This window comes from Sphingobacterium sp. UBA7253, from assembly GCF_002472745.1.
GTDB lineage: Bacteria > Bacteroidota > Bacteroidia > Sphingobacteriales > Sphingobacteriaceae > Sphingobacterium > Sphingobacterium siyangense.
The window spans coordinates 1,482-11,127 of sequence record NZ_DKSP01000040.1 but is presented as its reverse complement, the minus strand read 5'-3'; the positions used below and the strand labels follow the sequence as shown (position 1 = coordinate 11,127).

Below are 9,646 nucleotides of genomic sequence, written 5' to 3'. Positions count from 1 at the left end.
AAGTCTTGAACTTTAAAGCTGAGGCGATCGTGAAGACACTTTAAAACTTCGGGCAATCGACTTGGTTGTTTACTGACCAGCGCTAATGTCAATTCCAATGAAGGTTTGAACAATTCATTTGGATAATTCCAGAAACCAGTTAAAAGTTCAAAGTATTTGGTGGTATACACATGGTCATTAGCCTCGTCGTTAAAGGAAAATGTTGCTGGCAGATCTTCTTGTGGCAGGGCCTGAATCCATTTTCTAATATAAAGCAGGCAATCACGACCCTTATAGAACCAAAAAAGATTATAGAATGTGTACTGTTGGCCCTCCGATACCATACGTTCAGCTACCTTATTCAAATGAGGTAATACTAAATCTTTTATATGTTGATCTGTAAAGGTGTTATTCACGTCAACTAGTGTAGTGCGAATCTTGTTAGAATGCTTTTCAACAAAAGCTAAAATCCATTCTGCATAATCTATCACTGCGGTCTGGTCATCGATAAAGCATTTATAGAAGGCATATGTTGCCAAAACCTGATCTGATACTTTTACTATTTCATTTGAATACACATCTACGATTTCGCTGTTATGCAGTTCCAGTATAGCAGACCATACGTCATTCCAGTCAATTCCAAATTTGTCTTCAAGGACAGCTTTCTGTTCTTCATTATCTCTATCTAAAACGCCAAAGAATGAAACAATGGCAAGGGCTTTCAGGGTTAATGGGTCATCGAAAATTCCGATCTCTTCCGCTATCTTTTTAAAATACTTTTCGTAAAGAAGGACTGGACTAGTCAGGTAGTTTGTTTCCGCATCGGGAGTAACCGAATAGGTTGCCATCAAGGCCACTCTGGCATTTCCTTTGGCCAGATCAACGATCTTTCGTATGATATCAGGATAATGCTTAAGATTGGGTAGTGCTGAGACAATTATTTTCTCGATTTCTGCGTCCTTGAATTCAGGAATATTAAACTCCTGATAGGACCAGTCTTCCAAGGCAGCCGATACCTGTTTTTTCACGTAGTCCCGGGACGTAATGACCAATTTTGCTGCGTACGATTTTGACTCCCTGAGTTTGCTGAGCAGGTAGTTTAGATTGTTGACCGACTTGTTGGCATCGTCAAATAATATAATGTACTGCTTGCTCGGTAAAAATAGATGCTGATAGTCGTCCCACAGCGGTACACCTGAACTTTGAATGACTATGGGGATGTGGTCTGCTTTTGAAAGCTTATCAAGTATCTTTACCGCTAATTTCGATTTTCCTACACCGGCACCACCTGACAATAGTAAGATGTCGTGCTTCTTTAGTGCCGCAATGCCGTTTTTTATTTCTTCTTCTCTGCCAATAAATTCATTGGTGAGTGATGGCTGCAGTCCGGTCTTTGTTTTGAGAAGAAAATCCTCAAGTGGATAAATATCTCCCTTTAAAATTGAAATCTCTAAATACTCTTCTGCCAGTTTAGGAAACTCATAGATAAGCATTGGGAGATTCTGAATATTTAATACCTCGAATTCAGCTTCGACATGATATGCCTTTACTTTGGCATCTAACAAACCGTGCTCTTCGACGGTGATTTTCTCGTTACATGCTAAAACTACTTTAGCCACCTTTTTTTTATTGACGGCTGTCTTGCCTTCTTCAAAACAATGGTCTATATCATTGCTGAGCTTCTTACAGAAAGTTTTAGCGTCTCTGATTTTTTCTTGCGTAGTACACTCGACAAATATGTATTTGTCGCCATCAAAAAAGAAAGAATCCGGAGTCCCTTTACTTGTTTTTTCTTTGCCCACGACAGCACCAGGTGCACCTATGAAATTATTTCCCTGCAAATACAATAAGTGATTTACTAGCGTTTGAAATTTTGCTTGATCTATTGCCTTTAAAGCATTTTCAATCTGGGTAAGTGTATTCATAGATTATTTTATATTATTTCTATAAATATACAAAATACTATGCCCTTTACTATGCGATTTGTAAGCAAAACCCCTCTTGGCGGCGGGTATTAAATTATATAAACAGTATATCCAACTTCATAAATTTATAATTTGATGTTTTATTAAGTGTTTCTAGCTTTTGATAATTCCTTTTTTCTTTAATGTTAATCCCAAGATAGCTAATGCTACGCCCAAAACACTTAAACATTTTAGAGATTTCAAAAGAACAAAATTATTTAGATTTATAGACATTTACTTCATTGCCATCAACTATCGCAGTACCAGCGACAGCAATGTATTTACTGTTTCTCCTCATGGAACTAGATATATATGAGCTAGAATAATTCCATCCCAAAGAATCAAAAAGCTTTTTGATTTTATCGACTATCATACCTGTTGAACAAAACTCTTTGTTATTCAATAGGTGATAGGTTATCGCATAAGTGATGCTTGGTCGTTTTTCTAGCAAGCTAGAATACGCAACATTATTCTTATGGATGTGTTTTAACTTATTACGAGAATCAGCTTCAATCACTATGTATTGTTTATTAAGTTCTATTAACGATTTGTCAAAAAATGAGCTTGCCACATTAATTGCATCTATATTAAATAAAGATTGCCCCTTTCTTATTCTAGATAGAGTTCTAGTTGATTTCTCAATAAGATTTGCAAAATCACTATCTTCAATACCATTACTGTCAATTAGCTTCAGGATATTTTCAGTAATTACTTTTCTATTTATACTGGTCATAAGTCAAATATGGAGTACTATCGAGTTACAAAAAGTGACATTTAATTCTTTTTTTGTGATTTGTTTATTATCTTTGTATAGGAAGAGAGCAGATGCTTTCGGAAAGAACTTAGGTATTTAAAACAAAGAGTCTTGCGGCTACATTTTCTGACGCCGTAACGCAAGGCAGTAGTTATGAATACCCATGTCTATTCTTATATAAAAGCTTTTATTATATTTGCTTGATAAGATAGATATGGGGCTACTGTTAGTCTGTGTTACGTTAGGCGTCAGAAACTTAATTTGTAGCCACAGCATGTAGCCCTATATTTATCAAGCTACCTCCTGATACAAGACTCGTTTAACCAATAACGAGTTATGATTATTAAAAACAAACATTCGATTAATCCCAATCCCCCTTAGCCGTATAAGGCTAGAGGTCATTTTGACCATCCGAAAAAGTGTCATTGTAAATATATCATCTGCTTTGTAACCAATTAGAGACTACTATATCGGAACATTTTTACGAGTTATTCTAATGACCTGATCCAGCGTCTCCGCGAGGAAAGGGAAAAATTATGACCATTTTTAAAACCTTAAAATGAACAATTTTATAAGGACTGGGATCGGTATTGCCTGTTCAAAACAGGCAACCCAGTATGTAAATTTAATAAATGCGCGACCTACGTGTATTGAAAATAAAGCATATAGCTTAAGAGAACTATTAACCATAAGGACTCTTTTAGTAATTGCTACTGTATTTCATATGTTTAGTTTATCGGCTCAGACGCCCCGCAGGGACAGCGGGGCTGATGGGCTGAAAATAATCAAACCACTGAAAATAGGTGATACAGTTCCGGATGGATTTTGGACTGCATCCTTAAACGCTATGTACAACAGATCCAATAAGAATACAGTAACTCTTAATGAACTCAAAAATAGAAAACTGATCATTCTGGACTTCTGGGCTACATGGTGTGGTGCCTGTATTGGATCAATACAAAAGTATGTTAAAACAGATGCGTATACTGATGCAGATATAGCATTCCTCGGTGTCACTTATCAGGACAAGGAAGAAGTCACCAAGTTCAACGGAAGGTTTAAGCTTAACTTTCCAACAATAATTGGCGATACAGTGCTCAGCGCTTATTTTCCATATAGGATAATTCCGCACGTCGTAGTCATCCAACAGGGGAAAGTTTTGACTATTGCCCACTCTGAAATATTGTTACCTGAAAATGTCCAAAAATTGAAAGGAGGTAAATATGAAGAATATCTTGCAAAGAGCGATATCCTTAATTTTGATAAAACCAAAGTCATCCTGGACCAAAAAAACAGTAGAATTAAGGATGCTATAAAATCCCGGACCGTTATAATGGGGCCTATAAGCGGACTTTCAGCGTTTGGATCTTATAAAAAGACTGATAGCATACAAAGGCTCTACCTAACAAACCATAGTCTGTTGTTTGCAATGTACAAGCTCCTTGATGTTTATTGGCATAATAGGATCTTTTTAAAGATAAGTAATGAAGATCAGTTCGACTACTTCGGCTTCGAAGATCAACAAAAATTTCCTTACACTGTATGGTTGACCAAATATGGTGCTGGCTTAGAATCTATCGCCCCATTGAACATCCCAAAAAAGGAATTAAAGTGGAATGCATTGATCGCACTGCTCAATACAAATGGATATGACCTTGCAGTCGTTGAGAAAGAAGTTGAAACCAAACTGATATATCCAAAAGGAAATAAAAAGTTATATAGGCCAGCAGGCAATGTGACGATTGAGGAACTACTGAAGTCGCTGAACTACCAACAAAAGGATATGCGGAGGGTGCCAATCTATTTGTCCAGTGATTTAATCGATAAACAGGACCGGATTTCTATAGATCTCCATAAGATAAGGGACGAGGAATATTTACAGGACATATTGTCTAAATATGGGCTGAAAATCAAAAATCAGCGCGCTAAACAATCAATTATAGAGGTAACAGAAAGGAGAAGCTTATGAAAACGACTTACTTAATATTCTTGCTTTTCATTTTTATAAAGATGGTGAACGGCCAGGCTCAGGTAATAAAGATAAAGATCACCGACATGGATAGCTTTAATCCGCTGGAAGAGGTAAATGTCAAAGGACGAGATTTTGTCGCAAAAACTGACCATGAAGGATCTTTTCTTCTGAACAAGTTTAATATGGATAGCTTGACCTTTACGCATATCAGATACAAAACTGTTACAATTGCATTGAGTCAGCTGCTTAAAGACAGGTCCGTCACTTTGGCCAGCAAAGATAATATGCTCGAAACAGTTACAATTAATACAGGATATCAGAAAATAAATCAGCGTATATCCTCAGGCGCAGTCGATAAAATAGATCTCCAACGAAGCAGGGATGTGTACGGCAGCAATATATTTCAGAAGTTAGAAGGCAATTCACCGATCCTATTCGATAAGACGGGTGACAGCAAACGGTCGATGACTATCCGTGGATTGAGCAGTATAAATAATACAAACCTTCCCCTCATCGTGCTCGATAATTTTCCCTACGAAGGTGATCCGAACTGGATCAATCCGGAAGATATCGACGATATCACAATATTAAAAGATGCTGCTGCATCGGCTATTTGGGGCACCCGTGCAGGTAATGGGGTTATAGTAATCACGACGAAAAAAGGGAAATACAATTCACCGAATCGGGTCACAATAGCAGGCGGTGTGCAGATACAGGAAAAACCGGACCTTTATTCCTTGAATCGAATTTCTTCTTCGGGTGTTGTCGATCTCGAAAACTTCCTGTTTGAAAAAGGCCGTTATGATAATCAAAATTCCTTCAACATGCCTTATTTTTCGCCTGTAGTAGAGCATTTAATAGCCATTAGAGATGGGATAGGAGATCGAAAGGATCATGAGCAGGCTATAGCGAACTACAGAAAACTTGATGTCAGGGACGATTATAGTAAGTATATGTACAGAACGGCTGTCAACCAATATCACAACTTAAGTATTGAAGGTGGTAGCAGGAACTTGCGTTACCAATTTTCTGCACGAATGGACAACAATACCGGCACACTGGATGAAAAGCTGAAGAAGAATTTAATAAGGACTTTTATTGAGATTGAACTGCATCCAAAAATCAGGCTTTCAACTGACCTTCAATATGTAGACAATAAATTTCAAGAAGGAAGAACTGCTTATAGTCCATCAAACGGTAGACCATACCTCATGCTTGCAGACAAAGATGGCAATCCAATTAGACAAGCTAAAAATAGGGTAGGATATCTTGACACTGTAGGGCAAGGGCTCTTAAATGATTGGTTCGAATACCCGCTGATAGAATACAAAAAAAAGCATTCTATACTTGCATCAAATATGGTGCTGGCAAATGTGACAGCTGATATCAAACTCTTGAAGGGCCTGAATCTGCAGGGGAACTATGGTTTTCAGTTTGTATCCACCCGGGATAAGCAACGTTATGATGAGGATAGTTACATGGTCAGAAATCTAATCAATTCCTATGCTATGGTAGACTATGCCAAACGAACTGTAACATCGGCAATTCCTACTGGCGGTATTCTGGATCAGTCTGATCAGATACAAAAGACGCATAATGTGAGATTTGGTGTTAACTATGAAAAGAGGTGGCGGGGTTTGTTGTTTACAGCTTTACTGGGAACGGAGTGGAGACAGTCAAATGCCGAGAGTGCGCAATACAGATTCTATGGATTTGATCCCGACACGTATACTGTTTCAAAAGTAGATTACCGGAACCCATACACTCACTTTATTGATAAATCGACCATTTATGTTCCATATTTAGATAATAAGAGCCTTAAAATAAACCGTTCAAGATCTCAATATGCAAATGCATCGGTTTCTTATAACGGTAGGTATGTCCTGACAGGGAGTGTTAGGCGGGACGCTTCAAATCTATTCGGTGTAAAAACGAATGAAAGGTGGCAACCGCTATGGTCTATCGGCTACAAATGGAATCTTTCGGAAGAGCGTTTCTTTAAGATTGCATGGATAGATGCGCTGAGCTTACGCGGATCATATGGTATCAGTGGAAATGTGGATCAATCGCGCTCAGCCATTACAACTATTCGCTACACAAGCCCGGACCGCTATACCAACTTGCCGCAGGCTATTATTTCCCAGTACAGCAACCCTGATCTAAGGTGGGAAAAAAATACAATATGGAATACTGGAATTGATTTTTCATTTATATCGGGTAAGATCAATGGTTCTCTTGACTATTACAAAAAATGGGGAACTGACCTTTTTGGCAGATATCCCGTGGATTATACGGCTATACCAAACAAGGGTGTACTTCGGAACATTGCCGCAATGAAAGGCAATGGTGTTGACCTAAAGCTTAATGGAAATATTCCATTTGGAAATCGTGTTTTCTTTACGCCCCAGCTTATGATCAATTTCAATACTGATAAAGTAACCGATTATTATTATGAGGGCAATTATGCTTATGAGTTTCTAAGTTATGGTACTTCAGTAACGGGACAGGTAGGCTATCCGGTATATTCTATTCTCGCATATAAGTGGAATGGGCTAGACGCCAACGGAAATCCTGTCGGGGAACTGGATGGTCAGCGTTCGATCGATTATCCAAACATCAAACTGCAGGATAAATCTGTACTCGAATACAAAGGTACTGTGGTTCCGCGCTATTCGGGTTATTTTAACCCCGGTATGTCGCTAGGAAACGTTGATGTCTCCGCCAGTTTTCTATATAAATTAGGACATGTACTTAGACGGACTCCAGTAGGATATAATGAATTGGTTGCCATGGGTGGATTAGGCGATGGTAGCGGGGATTTTGACCGTAGATGGAAAGTGAGTGGTGACGAATCCAAAACAGATATACCTTCTTTTATTTACCCTGTTGATACCGAGCGTAGCTCTTTCTATCAAAGTTCTTCCGTTTTAGTTGAAGATGCAAGCCATGTACGTTTACAAAATCTTTCTGTAGGATATAAATTCAGGATCAATAAAATTGTTTCCGGAAGGCTATTCTGCAATGCCACTAATCTTGGAATTATTTGGAGAAAAAACAATAAAGGAATTGATCCCGATTACCTTTCACAATTCAGGCCTAAGAAACAGATTTCTCTAGGCATTAATTTGACTTATAATTAGAAAAAAATGAAAACGCTCAACTATTTTTTATATCTATTGATCATCCTTCAGGTTTCATGTAAAAATTTCTTGGATGAAAAACCTGATGCCAGTCTAAAAGAAGCCAATAGCCTCGAAGACCTTGATGCGCTATTGAACAATACTAAGATCATGAATTATTATAGCATGGGACTTGGCGAGGCTTCTGCTGATAATTATTACCTCGACAAATCTAGCTGGGAAGCATTTGATCAGCACGAAAGACAGTTATATACATGGGGAGGAGAAATCTTCTACCAGTTTTACCTCAATCCTTGGCTGGATTATTATAAGAGCATATATTACAGCAATCATGTATTAGCCAAATTGGATAAGATCGCTTCTGAGAAGAAAATAAAGGGGCGTGCAATGGAGCTTAGGGGAAGGGCATTATTCTTCAGGGCATTTGGTCATTATAAATTGCTTTCACTCTTCTCTAATGCATATGATAAAGACGCTTCTAAAACTGATCTTGGCATCCCATTAAGACTGAATGATGACTTTAATATACCTTCCGAAAGGGGAACAGTAGAGGCATGTTATCAACAGATATTACAGGATCTACATGAAGCGGAAAGTTTATTGCCGCTGAAATCAGATAATATGCACTTACCGTCAAGGATATCAGCTTATGTCCTACTTTCATGGATTTATCAGGCACGAGCTGAATTTGATCAATCAATTCTGTATGCACAGAAAGCACTTGAAATCGATAGCAAACTTAAAGATTATAAAGAGTATTCGCAGGAAGCCAGATATCCGTTTTTTGGTTTTGATGACGAAATCGTTTATATAGTGGCCGGAGGAGGAATCTATAACATGCTTGGAAAGTCCTATTGTAAAATTGATACACTATTATATTCTTCATATGACATACATGATCTTAGAAAGAAGCTGTTTTTTGAAAGAAATAAAGATGGATCGTATAATTTCAAGGGGTCTTACGTCGGTTCCCGAGGGCTTTTTATGGGACTTACAGTAGCGGATGCTTACCTCAATCTGTCGGAAGGACTGATACGCCTGAATAAAACAGAGGAAGGACTGCGATTTCTTGAAATTTTCCAACGTCATCGTTACGATGAGACTTATAGCCCGCCGCTTGCCTCAATGTCGCAGGAGAGCGCCTTAAAACTAGTTTTGGATGAGAGACGAAAGGAATTTATCATGCGGGATTCCCGATGGGGGGATATCAAACGTTTAAATAAGATTGATGATGGGGTGATTATTCCTGTTCGCAAGTTAGGTGACAGCGAGTTTTTGCTTAAGAGAAATGATAACAGATATGCGTTACCATTACCTGCTGAGATCATTGAACTGACAGGCATGCCCCAAAACCCAAGATAAAGTGTGTCACTAAAAGGAGGGGCAGCCGAGCTGTCCCTCCTTAAAAACTATCCCATTAATTTGAAAATGCCGGTCTTTCGGCAGCTTCGTAATCATCAGGATTATCGGTCACATTACCCAATGACATGGCCGGTTTTGTAGCGTCGGATGGGTGTGGAGTATCTTGAATTTCACAGATATATATTCCGTTACCGCATTCCACCTGTCCGTTGCCAGGTTTGGTCAATGCATAATTATTGCGGTTATTAACATCCGCAGGAGTTGTACTGTTTAGTTGATAGTAGTATGTTTGAGTTGCAGGTTGCTCCTCAATAAAACTATCCTTCTTTTCCATTGCATTCACCGCGAATGCGATACCTAGTACTAAAGTCAATGCCGAGCCAACGGTAATTAGACTTCTTTTAATGATCTTTTTTGAAATCATGGTTGTGGTCTTTTTTATCCGATCAAAAAAAGGTTGCCTCAAAAAACTTTG

At 38.4% G+C, this 9,646-nt stretch carries 6 protein-coding genes; 3 read left to right on the top strand and 3 right to left on the bottom strand.

The features are described from left to right. Together B2X72_RS03810 and B2X72_RS03805 are read right to left on the bottom strand one after the other, a co-directional pair. Positions 1-1,904 (bottom strand): hypothetical protein (locus B2X72_RS03810; protein WP_286848329.1); only part of this gene is annotated, 1,904 nt, incomplete at its 3' end. 253 nt (positions 1,905-2,157) lie between these two features. Further along, complete coding sequence (locus B2X72_RS03805) at positions 2,158-2,676, bottom strand: hypothetical protein (protein WP_115049144.1); 519 nt, start codon at positions 2,674-2,676, stop codon at positions 2,158-2,160. 580 nt (positions 2,677-3,256) lie between these two features. Here B2X72_RS03805 and B2X72_RS03800 point away from each other — a divergent pair. From B2X72_RS03800 to B2X72_RS03790, 3 genes are all read left to right on the top strand, one after another. Next, positions 3,257-4,666, top strand: a complete 1,410-nt coding sequence (locus tag B2X72_RS03800) for a peroxiredoxin family protein (RefSeq protein ID WP_115049142.1) — start codon at positions 3,257-3,259, stop codon at positions 4,664-4,666. A gap of 86 nt (positions 4,667-4,752) precedes the next feature. Beyond that, positions 4,753-7,809: a SusC/RagA family TonB-linked outer membrane protein gene (locus tag B2X72_RS03795; protein WP_286848328.1), complete on the top strand. Its 3,057-nt coding sequence runs from the start codon at positions 4,753-4,755 to the stop codon at positions 7,807-7,809. Positions 7,810-7,815: 6 nt separating this feature from the next. Beyond that, positions 7,816-9,171, top strand: a complete 1,356-nt coding sequence (locus B2X72_RS03790) for a RagB/SusD family nutrient uptake outer membrane protein (protein ID WP_115049140.1) — start codon at positions 7,816-7,818, stop codon at positions 9,169-9,171. 55 nt (positions 9,172-9,226) lie between these two features. Here B2X72_RS03790 and B2X72_RS03785 read toward each other — a convergent pair. After that, positions 9,227-9,646, bottom strand: a 420-nt coding sequence (locus B2X72_RS03785; RefSeq protein WP_286848327.1) for a hypothetical protein, incomplete at its 5' end; no start/stop codon positions are given.